General features: G+C 45.5%; 16 protein-coding genes. 4 read left to right on the top strand and 12 right to left on the bottom strand.

Annotated elements, in window-relative coordinates:
• Position 1 precedes the first annotated feature (1 nt).
• From vpsR to xerD, 6 genes are all read right to left on the bottom strand, one after another.
• Entirely contained in the window at positions 2-1,342 is a 1,341-nt protein-coding gene (vpsR, locus tag FLM53_RS10555; RefSeq protein WP_176681990.1) for a cyclic-di-GMP-binding transcriptional regulator VpsR, read from the bottom strand.
• Between the two features lie 271 nt (positions 1,343-1,613).
• A complete protein-coding gene (gene lysS, locus FLM53_RS10550) occupies positions 1,614-3,131 on the bottom strand; it encodes a lysine--tRNA ligase (protein ID WP_176681989.1) in 1,518 nt (505 codons plus the stop codon).
• A gap of 80 nt (positions 3,132-3,211) precedes the next feature.
• A protein-coding gene (prfB, locus tag FLM53_RS10545; RefSeq protein ID WP_102300662.1) for a peptide chain release factor 2 occupies positions 3,212-4,310 on the bottom strand; the annotation gives its coding sequence in 2 pieces (ribosomal slippage) (positions 3,212-4,234 and positions 4,236-4,310; 1,098 coding nt in all).
• A gap of 236 nt (positions 4,311-4,546) precedes the next feature.
• A complete protein-coding gene (gene recJ / locus FLM53_RS10540) occupies positions 4,547-6,283 on the bottom strand; it encodes a single-stranded-DNA-specific exonuclease RecJ (RefSeq protein WP_176681988.1) in 1,737 nt (578 codons plus the stop codon).
• A gap of 80 nt (positions 6,284-6,363) precedes the next feature.
• Positions 6,364-7,143, bottom strand: coding sequence for a thioredoxin fold domain-containing protein (locus tag FLM53_RS10535; protein WP_176681987.1), 780 nt, complete (start codon positions 7,141-7,143; stop codon positions 6,364-6,366).
• A 26-nt stretch (positions 7,144-7,169) separates the two neighbouring features.
• Positions 7,170-8,084 (bottom strand): site-specific tyrosine recombinase XerD, encoded by a 915-nt coding sequence (gene xerD, locus FLM53_RS10530; protein ID WP_176681986.1) that lies wholly within the window; start codon positions 8,082-8,084, stop codon positions 7,170-7,172.
• Between the two features lie 150 nt (positions 8,085-8,234).
• Here xerD and fldB point away from each other — a divergent pair, with 150 nt between their 5' ends.
• Positions 8,235-8,756, top strand: coding sequence for a flavodoxin FldB (fldB, locus tag FLM53_RS10525; RefSeq protein ID WP_176681985.1), 522 nt, complete (start codon positions 8,235-8,237; stop codon positions 8,754-8,756).
• A 119-nt stretch (positions 8,757-8,875) separates the two neighbouring features.
• On the opposite strand, the gene brnQ is transcribed toward fldB, so the two are convergent.
• A complete protein-coding gene (brnQ, locus tag FLM53_RS10520; RefSeq protein WP_017630224.1) occupies positions 8,876-10,189 on the bottom strand; it encodes a branched-chain amino acid transport system II carrier protein in 1,314 nt (437 codons plus the stop codon).
• A gap of 314 nt (positions 10,190-10,503) precedes the next feature.
• Between brnQ and FLM53_RS10515 the strand changes: the two genes are divergently transcribed.
• Together FLM53_RS10515 and srmB are read left to right on the top strand one after the other, a co-directional pair.
• On the top strand, positions 10,504-11,232 hold the full coding sequence (locus FLM53_RS10515; protein WP_176681984.1) for a tRNA1(Val) (adenine(37)-N6)-methyltransferase: 729 nt from the start codon (positions 10,504-10,506) through the stop codon (positions 11,230-11,232).
• 107 nt (positions 11,233-11,339) lie between these two features.
• A complete protein-coding gene (gene srmB, locus FLM53_RS10510; protein WP_017630226.1) occupies positions 11,340-12,605 on the top strand; it encodes an ATP-dependent RNA helicase SrmB in 1,266 nt (421 codons plus the stop codon).
• Between the two features lie 111 nt (positions 12,606-12,716).
• On the opposite strand, the gene yaaA is transcribed toward srmB, so the two are convergent.
• A complete protein-coding gene (yaaA, locus tag FLM53_RS10505) occupies positions 12,717-13,493 on the bottom strand; it encodes a peroxide stress protein YaaA (protein ID WP_176681983.1) in 777 nt (258 codons plus the stop codon).
• 208 nt (positions 13,494-13,701) lie between these two features.
• On the bottom strand, positions 13,702-15,129 hold the full coding sequence (locus tag FLM53_RS10500; RefSeq protein ID WP_032545312.1) for a sodium:alanine symporter family protein: 1,428 nt from the start codon (positions 15,127-15,129) through the stop codon (positions 13,702-13,704).
• A gap of 712 nt (positions 15,130-15,841) precedes the next feature.
• Between FLM53_RS10500 and FLM53_RS10495 the strand changes: the two genes are divergently transcribed.
• Entirely contained in the window at positions 15,842-16,030 is a 189-nt protein-coding gene (locus FLM53_RS10495) for a DUF3545 family protein (protein WP_008224353.1), read from the top strand.
• 184 nt (positions 16,031-16,214) lie between these two features.
• Here the strand turns inward: FLM53_RS10495 and FLM53_RS10490 are convergent, their stop codons facing one another.
• The 3 genes from FLM53_RS10490 to nfo form a co-directional block, all read right to left on the bottom strand.
• Positions 16,215-16,766, bottom strand: coding sequence for a hemerythrin domain-containing protein (locus tag FLM53_RS10490; protein ID WP_026084176.1), 552 nt, complete (start codon positions 16,764-16,766; stop codon positions 16,215-16,217).
• An 86-nt stretch (positions 16,767-16,852) separates the two neighbouring features.
• The gene (gene ung, locus FLM53_RS10485; RefSeq protein WP_176681982.1) at positions 16,853-17,533 is read right to left on the bottom strand and encodes a uracil-DNA glycosylase; all 681 of its coding nucleotides are present in this window, start codon (positions 17,531-17,533) and stop codon (positions 16,853-16,855) included.
• A gap of 659 nt (positions 17,534-18,192) precedes the next feature.
• On the bottom strand, positions 18,193-19,101 hold the full coding sequence (gene nfo / locus FLM53_RS10480; RefSeq protein ID WP_176682014.1) for a deoxyribonuclease IV: 909 nt from the start codon (positions 19,099-19,101) through the stop codon (positions 18,193-18,195).
• Positions 19,102-19,154: the final 53 nt, after the last annotated feature.

Genomic DNA, 19,154 nt, shown 5'->3' with positions numbered 1-19,154 from the left:
TCTACACAACACCCTCAGAAATAAGGCTGTGTTTATTCAACAAACGGTACATGGTGGCTCGTGATACACCAAGCTCCTTAGCCGCCAACGAAACCTGTCCACCATAAGACTCCAATACAATCAGCAATGCATCGCGCTCTGAACGCTCACGGATGCTTTTCAAGCTACGGCGTTCATCATTCTGTTTTGGTAAATCAAGTTGGTGATCTTCGATGATCACTGCATCCGACATCAGAACAACACGCTTAATCTGATTCATCAGCTCACGGACGTTGCCTGGCCAGTGATAGCGATTCATCGAACGAATAGCGTCGTCTGAAAAGCTCTTAGCCTGAGCATTAAACTCTTTCGAGTACTCACGCAGGAAATGATTCGCCAGTACCGAAATATCACTCACACGCTCTTTCAGGCTCGGAACATGAATACGCAGAACATTGATGTAGTGATAAAGCTCTTCATTAAAGTCACCTTCAATCAGTGCTTTTTCGATATCAGAAGAGTTCGCAGCAAGAATACGTACATCGACCGATTTTGGACCGTTCGCTGTTTCAATTTTTCCTTCCTGCAAAAAGCGCAGCAGGTTCAATTGTTGATTGCGTGGCATCGCCAACACATCATTGAGTAGGATGGTTCCGCCATCGGCCTCTTCCAACATACATGGTGCTGTCGCTTGTTGTGCTGATGCTGAGATACCAAACACTTCAGCTTCTATTCTCATTTCAGACAAGGCACGGCAATTCACCGTGAGAAATGGTTTCTGTGCTCGCGAAGAGTTTTGATGAATCGAGCGTGCAATCGTCTCTTTGCCTGCCCCACTCTCGCCGTAAATTAAGATACTGACGTCAGTCGGCCCAATACGCTTCACTTGGTCTCTCAAGCGCTTCACAGCCACAGAGTCACCCAGTAGGCCCATATTGTTGTTAATGCCGTAGTTTGGCCATACTTTCTGCTCAAGCTTGAGCATACCCAACTGGTGACCAATGGTACTCAATAGCTGAGCATCTGGAATTGGCGCTGTGAAAAAGTCGATACAGAAGTTAACGATAAACTGGCAGATCGTATCAGAGCTTAATTGCGATTCACGAATGAAGGCGAGCCATCTCACCTGTTTGTTATTGCTCACAAGGTTAGCAATACCGTTAAGGCTGAACTCATCATGGCTAAGATCCACAATGCCAATGCATGGACCAATGTCCGCAATCAAGGCATCGGCTTTTCGTAAATCTGCACATTGGGTGCATTGCCAACCCACTTGTTCTAATACAGATAACCAGGGTTCGTACGCACCACCAACGACGATAAGAGAACCTGGTAAGGAATCCATCTTAAATTGAGTTCCCATCCTTCTTCCTTATTCTATTTTTATTTAAATCAGGCTAATACGAGTCACTGCTTCATCGTTCGACAAAATGCCACGAGATCGTATTCAGCGCAGAGACGTATAGTAGTGAGACTATCTTAGATTTTTTGTCTCAATAGTAAGACTATGTCAGAAATAATGATTTTTCGAATCAAGAGTGCGGTACAGGTTAGGTTTTGGAGGACAAAAACAGAAAAAGCCACCCGAAGGCGGCTTTTTAATTTTATGGGCTGCTACGACCCTTAAGCGAAAATTACGCTTGTGGACGCATTGCCGGGAACAAGATCACGTCACGGATTGTGTGCGTGTTTGTAAATAGCATAGCTAGACGGTCGATACCGATACCTTGACCCGCTGTTGGCGGTAAGCCGTGCTCAAGCGCTGTGATGTAGTCTGCATCGTAGTACATTGCTTCATCATCACCTGCGTCTTTCGCATTAACTTGCGCTTTAAAACGCTCGTCTTGGTCTTGTGCATCGTTCAGCTCAGAGAAGCCATTCGCTACTTCACGGCCACCGATGAAGAACTCAAAACGGTCTGTGAAGAACGGGTTGTCATCGCTACGACGTGCTAGAGGGGAGATGTCCGCTGGGTAACCAGTGATGAACGTTGGTTGAATTAGCTGAGGCTCAGCTGTTTCACCAAAGATCTCTTCAAGAAGCTGACCACATGTCCAGAACGTTTCTACGTCTACGTGTACAGATTTAGCGATAGCTACCATCTTCTCACGGTCTTGTAGGTCTGCTTCTGTTAGCGCTTGAATCTCAGCGTGCTCAGGGTTGTAGTGTTTGATTGCATCGAACATGCTCATACGAGCGTAAGTGCCACCGAACTCAACTGTTTCGTCACCGTAAGGCATAGAAGTAGAACCAAGAACGTCCATTGCTGCTGTGCTTAGCATCTCTTCAGTCAGATCCATAAGGTCTTTGTAATCAGAGTACGCTTGGTAGAATTCCATCATTGTGAATTCTGGGTTGTGACGTGGAGACAGACCTTCGTTACGGAAGTTACGGTTGATCTCGAATACACGGTCAAACCCCCCCACAACTAGACGCTTAAGGTAAAGCTCAGGTGCAACACGTAGGTACATGTCGATGTCTAGTGCATTGTGGTGAGTGATGAATGGACGTGCAGTTGCACCACCAGGGATCACGTGCATCATTGGCGTTTCAACTTCTAGGTAGCCTTTAGCGCTCATGAAGTTACGGATTGAAGATACAAGCTTAGAACGCACGATGAATGCATTGCGAGAATCTTCGTTCACGATTAGGTCAACGTAACGCTGACGGTAACGCATCTCTTGGTCAGTTAGACCGTGGAACTTCTCTGGTAGAGGACGAAGTGCTTTAGTCAGCAATTCAAACTCTTCCATGTTCACGTAAAGGTCGCCCTTACCTGATTTGTGAAGCGCACCTTTAACACCGATGATGTCACCGATATCTAGGCCTTGGTACTTCTCTTTCAGTACTTTTTGTACGTCTTTCGCTGCGTATGCTTGGATACGACCAGAAGTTTCTTGAATCGCAAGGAATGGACCACGCTTCGCCATAACACGACCAGCGATCGCAACGATGTGGTTAAGCTCTTCTAGCTCTTCCTTAGTCTTCTCACCGAATTCCGCTTGAAGATCGCCAGCTAGGTGCTCACGACGGAAATCATTTGGGTGACCATTTGCTTTGCAGTTTTGGCGGATGTGATCCAGCTTGCTACGGCGCTCAGCAATTAATTTGTTTTCTTCTTGTACGTTTTCGTTTTGAACAGCATCAGTCATTAGAGATGTACCCTGCTTTTATAATTTGGACCGCTATATCTTTGCAAATATAGGCATTTTTACAAATATACTTGGTTAGCTTACAGACCTGATTTCAGGCTAGCTTCAATAAATTTGTCTAAGTCACCGTCAAGAACCGCTTGAGTATTACGGTTTTCGATGCCGGTGCGTAAATCTTTGATACGAGAATCATCCAGTACGTAAGAGCGGATCTGACTGCCCCAACCGATGTCTGATTTCGTTTCTTCGCTCGCCTGTTTTTCAGCATTTTGTTTTTGAATCTCAAGTTCAAAAAGCTTAGCACGTAGCTGCTTCATCGCTTGATCTTTGTTCTTATGCTGCGAACGGTCATTCTGACATTGAACCACGGTGTTGGTTGGAACGTGAGTAATACGTACCGCCGATTCCGTGGTGTTTACGTGCTGACCACCAGCGCCAGAGGCACGGTATACGTCGATACGTAAGTCAGAAGGATTAATGTCGATCGTAATGTTGTCATCAATCTCAGGATAGATAAACGCAGATGCAAACGAAGTATGACGACGACCACTTGAGTCAAATGGCGACTTACGAACTAAACGGTGAACACCTGTCTCTGTGCGTAACCAACCGTAAGCGTACTCACCAGAAATACGTACCGTTGCGCCTTTAAGGCCAGCAACATCACCATCAGACACTTCGATAACTTCAGTTTTGAAGCCTTTCGAATCTGCCCAGCGTAAGTACATGCGCAACATCATTGAAGTCCAGTCTTGAGCTTCTGTACCGCCCGAGCCTGACTGCAGATCGATGTAGCAATCTGATGCATCGTGATCACCAGAGAACATACGACGGAATTCCAGCTTCTCTAGCTTAGCTTCTAGCTCAGCCAACTCTGGTTCAATTTCGTCAAACGTTTCTTGGTCTTCTTCTTCAACCGCAAGCTCTAATAGGCCATCAACATCCTCAACACCTTGGTCAAGTTGATCGATCGTTTCTACTACCGCTTCCAATGCAGAACGTTCTTTACCTAGCGCTTGAGCACGCTCAGGTTCGTTCCATACATCCGGTTGTTCTAATTCTGCGTTTACTTCTTCTAGACGCTCTTGCTTAGCGTCATAGTCAAAGATACCCCCTCAGGATATTTGTGCGCTCAGACACATCCTGCAGACGGTTTTTTATAGGATTGATTTCAAACATTTTAGCTCATCATTTATGAGTAGAATTTAACCGGAGAATTGTACTCAAAAGTGTGACGGAGATACAGAAATTTTTGGGGTTCGAAACAAGATTCAATCACTTAGAAGAATATAATTTTGAACACTGGGGAAATCCTGCCATTCAGGCAATCACTGGGAGGAAAACAAGCCCTGTATTATGTACAGAGCTTGTTGAATTTAGCGCTAAATGTTTAACATTAATCAGCCGAGATCTGGCTATTTAGCTTCGATGTGATCAATCATCAACTGCAAGGATTGGTTGCCACGAAACTCGTTAATATCGAGCTTAAACGCAAGGTGAACTGTTTTCACTGACGCATCAGGCCAGCGACGCAAATCCACGTTAAAGGCAATCCCATCAATCATCACATTGGTTGGGTGACCTTTGTATAACGGCTCAAGCATCAACTTAAGGTGCTTTTCACCCACCAGCTTTTGGTGCAGCACTTTAAATTCACCATCGAAGATTGGCTCTGGGAAAGCTTGTCCCCACGGGCCACCTGCACGCAACGTTTCAGCGGTGTGCATCGAAAACTCTTCAGGCAGCAACTCACCGTCAGACAAGATAATGCCTTTAAGTGCCGTTTCTCCCAGTTCTTTCTTAACCACGTCATTGAACAGTTTGCTAAAGCGTTCGAAGTCTTTTTCCATGATGCTTAAACCCGCCGCCATTGCATGGCCGCCAAACTTAAGAATCAAGCCTGGGTTTTGAGTATCAATGCGATCCAATGCGTCACGCATGTGTAACCCCGGAATCGAACGACACGAACCTTTGATGGTACCTTCCCCGCCGTCAGCAAATGCAATCACAGGTCGATGATATTTGTCTTTGATACGCGAAGCCAAGATACCAATCACGCCTTGGTGCCAATCACGTTGGAACAAAGCCAAACCAGAAGGCAGGTCGTCTTTACCAAACTCAAGGCGTTCACAAAAAGCCATCGCTTCTTGCTTCATGCCCTCTTCAATCTCTTTACGAGTCTGGTTCAAGCCATCCAGCTCACTCGCCATTCGACGCGCTGCATGGATGTTATTACTCATCAGCAGTTCAACACCGAAGGACATGTCATCCAATCGGCCCGCAGCGTTAATACGAGGACCTAACGCAAAACCAAAATCAGAAGCGACTAATCGCTTAGCGTCTCGCTTGGCAATTTCAATCAAGGCTTGAATACCCGGACGAGCTTTGCCCGCACGAATGCGTTGCAAACCTTGATGTACCAAGATGCGGTTGTTCTCATCGAGTGGCACAACATCGGCTACGGTGCCTAACGCCACAAGGTCAATCAGCTCCATCAGCTTAGGTTCGGTCATGCCACGTTCTGCAAACCAATTTAGCTTACGCATGTGAACACACAGCGCCATCATAAGATAAAACGCAACCCCTACACCGGCTAGAGCTTTTGAAGGAAAAGCGCAGCTTTCAAGATTCGGGTTCACCATCGCATCAACCATTGGCAGTTCGTTGCCCGGCAAGTGATGGTCGGTAACCAGAACTTCTAGCCCTTTCTCTTTGGCAAAACGCACACCTTCAATCGAAGAGACACCGTTATCAACCGTCATGATCACTTCAGCGCCAAGCTCGATGGCCTGTTCGACAACCTCGGGGCTCAAGCCATAGCCATCTTCAAAACGATTTGGTACCAGATAATCGACGTTAGAGCTGCCCAACATACGCAGAGCAAGCACTGACAACGCTGAACTGGTCGCGCCATCGGCATCAAAATCACCAACAATGATGATGCGTTTTTGATACTGAATCGCGTTGAACAACAACTCAACCGCAGCATCGATGCCGCCCAGTTTCTGATAAGAGTGCAAGCCTTTCGCAGCAGTCTCAAGTTGGTCAGCACTGTCGATACCACGACTCACATAGATGCGCTTTAACAAGTCAGGTAAGTGAGCAGGTAAAACTGAAATGTCGACCTCAGGACGGCGTTGGATCTCTATCATATAAAAATGGGCCCGATATCAATCAGGCCACTCCTTAAATCAAAAACATGGGGGATAAGTTGGCAATACAGAAAACGAGATTATTGCTCTAAACGTTGAAGCAGTTGTGCTGGCGGTAAGTAACCACTCACCAACTCACCACTTTCTAATACGATAGCTGGCGTACCGTTGATACCAAGCTCACGGCCTAGTTGGTATTGTTTTGCGATGATCTGTTTCTGCTCAGCAAGGTCTTTGCCTGATGCTGGCATCTGACGTTCTACTTTAGCATTGTGCATAGCTGCTTTTGGATCTTCAGAAGCCCAAATCGCTGCCATTTGGTCTGCAACTTGACCCGTTGCACCTTGGCGCGGGTAAGCCATGTAACGAATGGTAATTCCTAAGTCGTTGTAGCCTTGCATTTGGCTGTGCAAGCGAACACAGTAACCACACGTAATATCAGTAAACACAGTCACAACGTGCTTTTCGTTATCCGCTTTATATTCGATAACCGTATCTGACAATGCTGCTACTTTTTCAGCATTAAGCGGCGCTTGTCGCTCAGCCAATACATCACTGAATTTGCCTTTCTCATCCAAAGAGTAAAGTGTGCCCGCTAGAAAGTGATCACCTTTTGGAGAAGAGAAGATAATGCCGCTGTTGGTTTGAATCTCTAACAGGCCATCGATATCTGAAGGAACGATCTTATCAACTTTGATACCGATTTTTTCAAAACGCTTAGTTAACGCTGCTGTATCAATCGCTTGAGCTGGAGCAACTTCTGCGGCTGTTGATGTTTGTTCTACTTTAGCTTCTGATGCGTTACATGCAGTAATCATCAGCGGAAGCGCTAATAGAGGAAGACGGCGTAATACGCTCATTAAGTTCACCTTAAAAATAAATGGATTTAAGCACGAGGGTGATGCTGCGCGTGAATTTGCTTCAGCCTTTCAGTCGCCACGTGAGTATAAATTTGGGTTGTCGATAAGTCACTATGCCCAAGCAACATCTGTACGACCCTGAGATCTGCGCCATAGTTCAGTAAATGCGTCGCAAAAGCGTGTCTTAATACATGCGGTGACAACAATTCAGTATCGATACCTGCGATAACCGAGTAATGCTTAATACGGTACCAGAACGTCTGACGGGTCATTTGCTTGGCGCGCTTACTTGGAAAAACCACATCTGAACTGTTTTCACCAAGCAACTGCGGGCGACCTTGTTCAATAAATGTCTCTATCCAATCCACGGCATTTTCGCCCATTGGCACCAATCGCTCTTTGCCGCCCTTACCAATAACACGCACCACGCCTTGTCTTAGACTGATATTTTCCATCGTCAAACTAACCAGTTCAGTCACACGTAAACCGGTTGCATAGAGTAACTCAAGCATGGCTTTATCGCGAAGCTCGATAGGATCGTTCGGATCTGGCGCATCGAGTAACGCGTCCACTTGTTCTTCGCTCAAATCTTTTGGTAAGCGTTGAGGAAGCTTGGGACTGATCAATAAAGCGCTTGGGTCATCCGCTCGGATTTTCTCACGGTGCAAATATTGAAACAGGCGACGAATTGCCGACAACATGCGTGCACGAGAAGTCTGCTTAAAATCAGCGTCGACTAACCAGCCTTGATAATCTTGTAGCCCTGAAAGGCTAATAAAATCGAGGCGGTAATTGTGCTGTTCCATCCACGTAAGTAGCTTGGACAAATCGGTACGATACGAGACAAGCGTATTCTCAGATAACCCTCGCTCCATCCACATAGCATCTAAAAACTGTTCAACTAGACCGTGGTCTGCGCTCTGCCCTTGAGGCGACTGCATAGTGTTACTCACAATATTGGAAACTGTTTTGAGAGTATGCCAGAGCAAATATGAATGCCATAAAAATTACGACTTGAGCGGATAATCGCTGCAATCGAAGTCGATTTATGGTTAGAATTCGCCATCTGAAATTAAAATCGAACGTTTGCTATGAAAATTGGATTATTTTACGGCTCAACCACCTGCTACACCGAAATGGCAGCAGAAAAGATTCGCGGCATTATTGGTGAAGACCTAGTTGATATCCATAACGTGAAAGAAACCCCTCTTTCATTAATGGCAGACTACGACCTTTTGTTACTGGGCATCTCAACGTGGGACTTCGGTGAAATCCAAGAAGATTGGAATGAACTGTGGGACGACATCGCGACAACGCCAGTTAAAGGCAAGGTTGTGGCACTGTTTGGTTTGGGTGACCAAGAAGGTTACGGCGAATGGTTCTTAGATGCGATGGGTCTATTGCATGACGAACTGAAAACCGCTGGTGCAGAGTTTGTTGGCTTCTGGCCAAACGATGACAGCTACGAGTTCGAAGCGTCTAAAGCACTCACCGAAGACCAGTCACAATTCGTGGGTTTGGCGCTTGATGAAGATTCACAATACGAACTCAGCGACGAGCGTATCGCAAGCTGGGTAGAGCAAGTTCTGGTTGAGTACAGCGAAAAGCTATAAACGCACATACGCTCTCGAAGACCAGTTCATCTAAACACACAGAATACAAAAAGGCCTCATTACTGCGAAGTAATGAGGCCTTTTCTATATCTAGTGACTATTTAATCTCAACGGAAAGATTAAACCGTCTCTTCTGCCATCTCTTGCTCTGTTGATTTACCAACAAAGAACATACAGATGATTGCTGCAGTTGTTGGTAGTAACCAACCCATGCCGATCTCAAACAGTGGCAGCATCTTCAGTGCAGATACATCAACACCCGCTACTTTAGCACCATCAATTAGAGCAAACAGTAGAGACACTAATACCACCACGCGGTAAGCCGCTTTTGGATTAGGGAAACGACTACGCAAGAACGTCAAAGCAACCAATGCAATCGCGACTGGGTAAAGTGCAAACAGTACTGGTACAGACAGAGAAATCAGCTGAGAAAGACCAACGTTCGCTACGGTTGCACAAGCGACACCGTTAATGATTACCCAAGTCTTGTAAGACAGAGGCGTTAGCGAGCTGAAGTAATCAGAACATGCTGATACAAGGCCAATTGCTGTTGTTAGACACGCCAACAGTACGATCACAGAAAGCACTAGCTGACCAGAAGGACCAAACAAAGATTGAACGTATAGGCTTAAGATAGCACCACCGTTGTCTGCACCCGCTGCTACTGTTGCGCTTGTTGCGCCCAGGAAGAAAAGAGAGATGTAAACAAACGCTAGACCAGCAGCTGCAATACAACCTGCGCTGATCAGATACTTAGTCGTCGCTGCGCGGTCAGTAATGCCCTTGCTGCGGATCGCATCAACAATCAGCATACCAAACATCAAAGAAGCAAAAGTATCCATGGTGTTGTAGCCTTCAAGGAAACCTTTGGTCAGTGGTTGAGTGATGTACTCACCGTGAGCCGCAAGCACGTCACCTTGAGGGTTAACGAATACAGCAATTGCCAATACAACCAAGCCAACGAATAGTGCAGGTGTCAGTACCTTGCCAATTACGTCGATAAGCTTACCTTGCGACCATGAGAAGAACATCGCTACAACAAAAAAGGCAATCGAAAAAAGAGTTAGGTGAGCTTGAGAGGCATCGATGAAGAACGGTTTCACCGCCATCTCATAAGCAACAAGACCGGTACGTGGTGCAGCAAATGCAGGACCGATAATGATGAAGATCAGCACAGCCATGATGGTTGCAGCTTGCTTAGGAAGATCTTTGGTTAGATGACCCCAAGAGCCACCAGCGACAGCAACGGCTACGATTGTGATTAACGGCAGACCAACGGCAGTCAGCAGAAAACCAGACATAGCTGGAAGAAAGTGGTCACCAGCCAATTGACCAGCTAGAGGTGGGAAGATGATGTTCCCCGCACCCAAGAAAAACGCAAAAAGCATAAAGCCCAATGCCATTATATCTGTTAGTTTTAGACTCTGTTTCACAGATAATCCTTAATTATATTTATGAATTTATGTTGTGCTTACATGAATGTTACAGCTCAAGGCTGCCAATCAATCTATAAAATAGTCGCGCATAATGACGAAACACTTAGCTAGCTGCAAGTCACCATAAAAAAACACCATATAAATTTGTATATATGAACAAAAAGCAGTGGATTCCACTGGATATGGAAAAATAGCCATAATTATAAACTAACCATAATTCACAACAATAAATCACCAAGCAGAACATTGATCCATACAAGTGGTTAACATTAGAGCTAATCACTCAAAATATCTCGATACTCAGAACATTCATGAAAGACAAAACAGTAGAAACCAAAAGCTTCAATTTTAAGAAATTCTCTATTTACGGTGGACAGAGCGGTATGCCTGTCAGCACCGATGGCGTGCTACTTGGTGCGTGGATGAGCCTTGCGCCGAAATCATCGGTACTCGACATAGGAACAGGCACCGCGTTGTTAGCTTTGATGACCGCACAGCGCTTTGAAGATGCCGCTATATCAGCAATCGATATTGATCAGCACGCCATTGACGCAGCGACAGTCAATATTGAGCAGTCACCTTGGCAAGATCGTATCGCGCTTCATCACGGCAGCGTTTTAACAGCAAACTTTCCACAGAAGTTTGACGCGATCATCTGTAACCCGCCCTACTTCAACTCAGGCGAACAAGCACAGCAAAGCCAAAGAGCCACAGCCAGACACACAGACAGTTTGGATCACCTTGATCTTGCGAAGCGCTGCTTCGAGGTAACAACTGACTCTGCGACGGCCAGTTTCATACTGCCAACGCCAGAGGGAGAAGGTTTCATCAAGCTTGCCCAGCAGTGTGGTTGGTACCTAGCAAAGCGCCTTGATGTGAAAACAACAGACAAGAAACCCGCGAGCCGAATCCTGTTTGAGTTATCTAAAAATCCTGCTTGTGAGCAAGATTTGCAGCGTGAATCGCTTACGATTCATCATCAAGGTGGTTATAGCGCAGCATTTATTGCACTTACTAAAGATTTTTATCTCAAGATGTAGCAAATACCATGTGATCCTAATCACTAATGCTTCTATAATGTCCGACTACTCTTTTTTATCGTCTGCTTTTTGAGGCAGAAACATTTATTGCTTGTGGAGAAACAACAGTGATCAGAACCTTTGCAGAACTCGATCTAAACCAAGAGCTGCTTAAAGCAATTGACGAAATGGGCTATGAACGTCCAACACAGATACAAGCTGAAGCAATCCCACAAGCGTTAGATGGAAGAGACGTTTTGGCTTCTGCGCCAACAGGTACTGGTAAAACAGCATCATTCGTACTGCCAGCACTGCAGTACCTACAGGATTTCCCACGCAAGAAAGCGGGCCCTGCTCGTATGCTTATCCTGACGCCAACTCGTGAACTGGCAATGCAGATCACTGACCAAGCTCGTGAGCTTGCGAAATACACTGCACTAAACATCTTCACCATCACAGGTGGTGTGATGTACCAAGAGCACGCAGATATCCTTGGCACAACGCAAGACATCGTAGTAGCAACACCAGGCCGTCTGATGGAATACATCGAAGCTGAGCGCTTTGACTGTCGTGCTATCGAATGGCTGATCCTAGACGAAGCAGACCGTATGCTAGACATGGGCTTTGGTCCTGTTGTTGACCGTCTGTCTGCAGAGTGTCGCTGGCGTAAGCAAACTTTACTTTTCTCAGCAACGCTAGAAGGTAAAGGTGTTGAAGGCTTCACTGAAGATCTACTGAAAAACCCAGCGGAGATCGATGCGAAATCATCACTTCGTGAGCGTAAGAAGATCACTCAGTGGTACCACCGTGCAGACACAGCAGAGCACAAGCTAAACATCCTGAAGCACATCATCACAGAACAAGCTGAGCGCAGCATCGTGTTCTTGAAGACTCGTGATCGTCTAGGTGATCTTCGTGCTCAACTAGAAAGCGCGCAAATCCCATGTGCATGGATCCAAGGTGAGATGCCTCAAGATCGTCGTAACAACGCGATTGCTCGTTTCCGTGACGGTTCAGTAAACGTATTACTAGCGACTGACGTTGCGGCTCGTGGTATCGACCTTCCAGACGTAAGCCACGTAATCAACTACGACATGCCTCGTACTGCCGACGTATATCTACACCGTATCGGCCGTACGGCTCGTGCTGGTAAGAAAGGTAACGCGGTTTCTATCATTGAAGCGCACGATCAACTGATGATTGAACGTGTGGCTCGTTACACAGACGAACCAATCAAAGAGCGCTTCATCGAAGGCATGCGCCCAACGCACAAGAAAGCGGCCGTGACGAAGAAGAAGAAGCCGAAGAAAGAAGATAAGAAAGCGGTAGCGAAACAGAAAATCGCTAAGAAGAAGAAAATCGCTAAGAAAAAGAAAGCGGTTAAGAACAAGTAATCTAACGCTTTCCACGATTCAATAAAAAGCCCCATGCAGTTCGCTGCATGGGGCTTTTTCTATCTGGGTGGTATCGCGCTATAGAGCGTGACGACCTTTAATCAATAGCGTCTAGTTTTGCTCTTCACGCTTGAAGACCAACTCTTTCGCGGTCGACTCTTCTTCAACGAAGTAGTAACCCGCAGTATCGAACTTGGTCAGCGCTTCGACTGAGTCCACTTTGTTTTCGATAATGTAGCGAGCCATCATGCCACGCGCTTTCTTCGCGTAGAAACTGATGACCTTGTATTGACCATTCTTACAGTCTTTGAATACAGGTGTAATCACTTGGCCATCCAAGTTCTTCGGCTTCACTGCTTTAAAGTATTCGTTCGACGCTAGGTTGATCAACACATTGTCGCCTTGAGCATTCAGCGCTTCATTCAGCTTATCTGTGATGATGTTGCCCCAGAACTGGTACAAGTTAGTACCACGAGCATTCGCTAAGCGTGTGCCCATCTCTAGGCGGTAAGGCTGCATCAAATCTAACGGCTTAAGCAAACCATACAATCCAGAAAGCATGCGCAGGTGATTTTGTGCGTAGTCAAAATCTTCATCCGATAGTGTCTCTGCGTCTAAGCCTGTGTATACATCGCCTTTGAAGGCAAGGATGGCTTGGCGTGCGTTGTCTTGGGTAAAGGTCTCGCTCCACTGCTCAAAGCGCGCTACGTTCAACCCTGCGATCTTATCGCTGACTTTCATCAATGCAGATACATCTGCAGGTGTCAGTTTACGGCACTCTTCAATAAGCTCAGCAGAGTGTTCAACAAACTCAGGCTGACTAAAGCGTTCAGTCGCTAATGGTGATTCGTAATCAAGTGTTTTGGCTGGAGAAACGACAACTAACATAACTTTACCCTAATCGGTTATCTAACTGGATGCTGCTAGAGTATAGAAAAAACATCAACTTGTCTTTATGACTCTTCCTATTACTTTGATAGGGAGAATGAGCTTTGATAGACAGAATGAGACAAACGACAGGCAACGAAAAAGGCTAAGGTCGAAACCTTAGCCTTTCTAATCGTTTTAGGATGAGCGATTTATCGCTCCAACAAGATTACTTCTTGTTGTTGTCCCAAATACCGTCTTCCAGTTGAGACTTAAGCTCAGGGAAGTCATTCGAATCGAATGTCGGTACTTTACCCGCGTCTAATTGGCGGTTGTAGTCTTTCGCTAGCTTAATCACGATACCTGATAGCAGGATAATCGCCACCAAGTTAACAATCGCCATTAGGCCCATCGATACGTCAGCTAGAGCCCATACCGTTGGTAGCGTCGCTAGCGAACCGAACATAACCATACCCAGTACAACAATACGGAACAGCACTAGGCCTTTCTTGTTGTTGTGCTCTAGGAAGATAAGGTTCGTTTCAGCGTACGAGTAGTTTGCAATGATTGAAGTGAAAGCGAAGAAGAAAATCGCTACCGCTACAAAGATGCCGCCCCATTCGCCAACTTGTGCTGTTAGTGCACGTTGCGTTAGTTCGATACCTGTTACTTCACCGTGTGGTACATACTCACCAGACATCAGGATGATTGCCACTGTTGCAGAACAGATAACAATAGTGTCCATGAATACACCTAGCATTTGCACGTAACCTTGCGATGCTGGGTGCGGTGGGTAAGGCGTAGCAGAAGCTGCTGCGTTTGGCGCAGAACCCATACCCGCTTCGTTCGAGAACAAACCACGTTTGATGCCGTTAATCATCGCTTGTGCGATTGCGTAACCTAGGCCACCCGCTGCTGCTTCTTGCAGGCCGAATGCACTCTTGAAGATAAGAGCCAATACTTCAGGCACTTTCTCAATGTTCGCGAACATCACGTACATAGCGATCGCTAGGTAAGCCAATGCCATGATTGGAACGATAATTTCTGCTGTACGTGCAATCTTACGGATACCACCGAAGATAACGAATGCAGAGATAATTACGATACCAACACCAACGTAGCTACGCTCAAGGTCAAATGCTGTGTTCATTGCGCTTGCAATCGCGTTTGCTTGAACCGCGTTGAATACAAGACCGAATGCAATGATTAGGAAGATAGAGAATAGAACCCCCATCCAACGCATGCCTAGGCCTTTCTCCATGTAGTATGCAGGGCCGCCGCGGTAGTTACCGTCGTTATCACGCGTTTTGTATAGCTGTGCCAGTGTGCTTTCAGCAAACGATGTTGCCATACCTAGCATTGCGATTAGCCACATCCAGAAGATAGCACCAGGGCCACCAGCGGTTAGCGCTACAGCAACACCTGCCATGTTACCCGTACCTACACGAGCAGCGAGACTAGTACAAAGAGCTTGGAAAGAAGAGATACCAGCACTGTCTGCTTTACGGCTGTTTCTTAGAACAGAGAACATGTGGCCGAAATGGCGGAATTGAATGAAGCCTAGTCGTACGGTGAAGTAGATACCCACACCAACCAGTAAGTAAACTAAGATAGATCCCCAAAGGAGATCGTTCATCAAATTGATTAAGTCTGTCACGTGAACCTCGTAATTGAGTTTAAGCACCGATCATGCTTCCTAGCCTTCCTCTAGATCACCTATGCCAGTGTCAATAGTTGTGTCGGCATTAGTTTTATATTTATTTGCTGCGATCTAGATTGTAAATGTCGCTTCATGCATCCATTTTACGTATCAGTGTATTTTTTGACGGGCGGATAATGCAGCGAGACGGCTTAAAAATCAATATGCAAATACACTTATATTAAAATGACATTTCACTAATAACACACCTTTTGTTAACACACTTTTCAACAATACAGCCCAATAAAAATCACATTATCGGGACATAATATCAACAACAACCATCGCCTCACCGCAACAAGAACACCATCCTATAAAAATGACGTCAGCCTAGGTTTTACAAGGTATAGTGAAGATCTGCGTTTTTTTCTAGAGCAATAAGATTGCTATCTCGCACACAGCAATACGCACTTAAATGCATTGTGGCTAAAGTGCTATTCCTTTCGCACAATGAATTAACATTCAATAACCCCTAATTTAATCGTTTACTTCGGTTTGTTTGCTTATTTTTTATACATAAAAATTCCCTCAATGTGTGAGCATGCATAAAAAAACAGAACAAAAGCTTCATAGTTTTGAAACAAATGAGAAACAAATCAAGGTTATGGTAAACCTAAATATGATATTTAATGGTTCGTAAGAACTAGTCCCACGGAAGGAGATATGGCTTATGGATAGCTTTCAATTCGATGAAGTATCAGAACTAGAAATGCCTCGTGCAACTCAAAAAACACGCTCTAAACCACTCAAGCGTAAGTGGCGTGAAATCGAAGCAATCAACGATCGTAGGCAACTTGAGAAAGAGCTAAGAGAGATGAACCTCGGTCTCGATTTTAGCCTTGACGATATAAAGCTTTAATCAGCTCGATAAGAAATCAGATAGCAAAAGGCACCTATAAAGGTGCCTTTTTTTTATTGTCTAGACTCTCGTATCCGTTCAAAGCGCTGCATTAAAACCGAATCACCTAATATAGAGGGAGCCCCAAACTCTCGCCTCTTATATAGAAGGCACTTCTAACTGGGAGACTCACTCTTGATATTATCTAAACGCACTCTTGCTCATTTTGTCGAACGCGAGCTGCAAGCTGGCGATATTGATCAGCAATCGTGTCCCCAAAAACAGGGTCGTCTTCTGGTTGAAGCCACTGTGACTCAACCTCTTGCCAATCCTTAACCGTGAATGCATCAACAATCATTGGCAACACATGCTTCTCTTCATATTCCATGTGCTTGCGCTGAGCTTTTACAAAGCTTTCGAGTTGGTCAATGAACACCTGTTGCGGCACCACAGCATCTTGGAGAATCATATCAACCACGCCTAAGAAGTCGGCTGTTTTCTCAGATAGCAACTGATGCTCGAGCTCCAAGTCCTCAATTGCTTGGTCACTGCCATATTGCTTAAGGTAGTAGCGATAAATGACGTCTTCTTTAGGGTGATGTACTTTGTCTGAGTGGTTCATCAAGTAATGAACTACCTCGGCGATCAGGCTATAGTTAATTTCTCGCTCCTGCTTGAGGAACTCTAATTTATTATTGAGTATCGCGAGTAAACGAGCCATATAGCCATGCTCTCGTCTTATCCTTTCAATCATCATAGTATTGCACTCCATTACACCTACTATTTATAAGTGTATACGAAGATGCTGATTTATGATTTGACCCTGCTCAGAAAACCACCAACCTACACTTCTGTTGGTAAGTGCCAGTCGATAGGTCGTTGATCCATAGAAGAAAGCAGCTTATTGGTTGTCGAAAAGTGCTGACAACCAAAGAAACCGCGACGTGCAGACAATGGCGAGGGGTGAGGCGCAGCCAGCACATGGTGCTTGCCTGTATCAATCGCTTGGCCTTTCTTTTGGGCGTGTGCGCCCCACAACAAGAAGATGATCGGTTCAGATCGCTGGTTTAGTTCTGCAATAATGGCATCGGTAAACGTTTCCCAGCCACATTTCGCGTGTGAGTGTGCTTTTGCCTCTTCGACTGTAAGCACGGTGTTCAACATCAACACCCCTTGCGATGCCCAAGCATCAAGATAACCGTGGTTAGGGATCTCAAAGCCCTCTATATCTAGTGCGAGTTCTTTATACATGTTGCGTAGAGAAGGCGGGATTTTAACGCCGGGCAACACTGAGAATGCCAAGCCGTGCGCTTGATTGGCGCCGTGATAAGGGTCTTGCCCTAGGATAACCACTCGCACAGATTCGAAAGGTGTCATATCGAAGGCACTGAACACCTGCTCTTGTGGCGGGTAGATGGTTTTCCCACTATTACGTTGCTGTTCGACGAAAGCGAGAACACTCTGGAAGTACTCTTTCTCACGTTCATCATTAATAATGGATTCCCAAGTCTTTGGTGTGCTCATCGTTTTACTTCCCAATCATCAAGGTTTCTAGGCTTCGCCAGACAAAAAATAGCTGTATCGGCTAACTGTCCTAAATAAGGCTTTAGGGCGTGTTGACCTTTCGTGGTTAAATTTTGTTCGAGATAAAAGCGTTTTAATCGCGGCGAGGGAGAAGTAGCCTAGTCATTCTAAGCAAATCTCCCTCAACAAAGAGTAAAACGCTTTTAGCCGAACCCTCCGGGCAGCGTTTGCTGGTCATTTCTACTGCGTTAGCGGCTTCTCATGTAGGCTAGCTACACGTCAAAGCCTCTGCCTTGTATAAATACCCAGCAACTCGCTGCAAAAATCAGCTCGAAAGATCAACACGCCCTATTTATACCTCATACAGCTATCAATAAACATGATGTGTAGGGTTCACTTGTTGATGAATCATAATAATCAGTTCAAGTTGTGTTGATCTCGATTAACCACTTTTCTGCTGTGTGCGATGGTGACCGTGGCTATGCACGTGACGGTTTGGAGTTGGTAAACGGCGAGCAGCAGAAACAGTTGAAGTTTGGGCTTTTGAATACATAAAGGCACCTCCTCTAAGACATCGTGAAATACATATTCACTTTAAGACTATGAAAGAAAGGTGCCAATTTTTACAAATAGAAGAAAGTTAATTTTCCCCTCTATTATTACGCCTCTTCAGTCGCGACCGTTGCTGAGCGATGAAACATTCTAAGTTGTTGAATTTCCTCTTTCCAAATCGTCGAGTCAATCGTTTCTAAGATAAGAGGAATTCCGTTGAAGCGAGAATCTGAGGCAATATATTCAAAACAATCCCAGCCAATTTCGCCTTTTCCTAAAGAATGGTGTCTATCAACTCGGCTCGCGAACTCAGCTTTTGAATCATTGATGTGCATTGCTCTCAGATAGTGCATGCCCACAATGCGGTCGAACTCTGAAAAAGTATGCTCACACGCTTCTTTTGTTCGTAGGTCATAACCCGCAGTAAAGGTATGGCAAGTATCTAAACACACGCCAACACGCGACTTATCTTCTACTTGATCGATGATCTCTGCTAGGTGCTCAAATTTCCAGCCCAAGTTAGTACCTTGGCCTGACGTATTCTCGATCACCGCAATCACATCTGGAACCGCTTGATGAGCGAGGTTGATCGACTCAGCTATCTTAGCCAAGCACTCCGTCTCAGAGATCTTCTTAAGATGACTGCCAGGATGAAAATTCAAAAGCGTTAAGCCAAGTTGGTTACAACGCTCCATCTCATCAATAAAAGCTGCGCGCGATTTCTCTAGTTTCTCTTCTTCCGGTGCGCCTAGGTTAATCAAGTAGGAATCATGAGGAAGAATGTGCTCGGCAGCAAAGCCCAACATTTTGCAGTTGGCTTTGAATGCACTAATGGTTTTGGCTTCGAGTGGCTTTGCCGCCCACTGCCTCTGGTTTTTGGTAAACAGTGCGAACGCATTAGCACCGATCTCACGCGCACGCATGGGTGCCTGATCAACACCGCCCGCCGCCGACACGTGAGCGCCAATAAACTTAATATTTGTCTCAGGTTTTGAGGATGAAATTTTGTTTGTCATTAAATCACTTTACACTTTCAGAATGCATCATAAATAAAGGGTCATATCGGTTG

The sequence above is a fragment of the Vibrio sp. Scap24 genome (assembly GCF_013394185.1).
Taxonomy (GTDB): Bacteria; Pseudomonadota; Gammaproteobacteria; order Enterobacterales; family Vibrionaceae; genus Vibrio; species Vibrio pomeroyi.
This window is presented reverse-complemented; position numbering and strand designations above follow the sequence as displayed.